The organism is Bradyrhizobium hipponense (assembly GCF_008123965.1).
Classification (GTDB): Bacteria; Pseudomonadota; Alphaproteobacteria; order Rhizobiales; family Xanthobacteraceae; genus Bradyrhizobium; species Bradyrhizobium hipponense.
Genome location: NZ_VSTH01000256.1, coordinates 1 through 1,037, shown reverse-complemented (window position 1 = coordinate 1,037; position 1,037 = coordinate 1). Strand labels below are relative to the sequence as shown.

The window sequence follows — 1,037 nt, the reverse complement described above, 5'->3', positions numbered from 1 at the left end:
CGGTCGCGGCATTTCAGCAGAAGAACGCTTAAGGTCACCGATAAAGCGGTGGGCTTCTGCCATTCCAGAATCAGGTAGTGCTGCACGACGAAGATACCGGGCTATGGGCGCTTACACTCCTGCCAGCGCGCAAACGGCAAGAAGGATGAGGCATACGTCTGAAGTAACCTACTACGCCACTTTGCGGTTCGTAGCCTTCCTATGACAGAGCGGGCCCGAAACGGCTGACGCGCGATTCGCCCTCCATGGTTGCGCCGGCTAGCATGAACCAAGGCTTAGTTGATTCGGGATTACTCCATTCTGCGCCCGGCGTGACATTTCGCCATCAATGCGTATCGGCATTCCTCTGCACCGGCGCCGTCGGAACGATGTGAACGACGTGATAGCCGTTGTCGTGCAGGTACCGTAGGAAGGCGGGCATCATCGCGGCGGTATGTGCCTTGGCGTCGTGAAACAGAATGATGCCCTTCCCCTCAGCATTCAGTCGGCTGGTGATGAGCTTCAGTTCCTGGTCTGGCGTCATTTCCTCCCAGTCGCTGGCCCACAGGTCCGCTCCAAACACGACGATACCCCGATCCTGAAGCAGATCGAGCGTCTTAGGCGTCGAGCCGAAATTGGGGAAGCGGAAGAACGGCGTCGAGGGCGCAATTGTCGATATGCCATGGAGCGCTATTTCGTCGGCCGCGATCCCGCGGTCGATGTCCTCTTTCGCCTTCTCGAAGCTGATCTTCGACGCCATCGAATGCGACCATGTGTGGTGCGCGATGGTGTGGCCTTGCGCGGCCGCGCGCCGCACGAGCTCGGGAAATTGGGCCAACGACTTGCCGACCAGGAAGAATGTGGCTCGGACGCACTCCTGCGCGCGCGCTGTCAAGCACTTTTTCCGTGTACGGCGGCCGCGGCCCATCGTCGAAGGTCAGCACAACTTCGTGGTCGGCCAAGGGCGGGGTCTGAGGAAAACTCTTTAGTCCGACCCGCGGATAAGTCTTGACGTCAACGGCGAGCACGCGTGAAGTTCCGAGCGCGTCCTTGCGCGG

Annotated in this window: 1 pseudogene; it reads right to left on the bottom strand. The window is 59.9% G+C overall.

Going from position 1 to position 1,037, the window contains the following annotated elements:
- Nucleotides 1-325 precede the first annotated feature (325 nt).
- Nucleotides 326-1,037, bottom strand: a pseudogene (locus tag FXV83_RS41255) (polysaccharide deacetylase family protein); the annotation flags it as partial.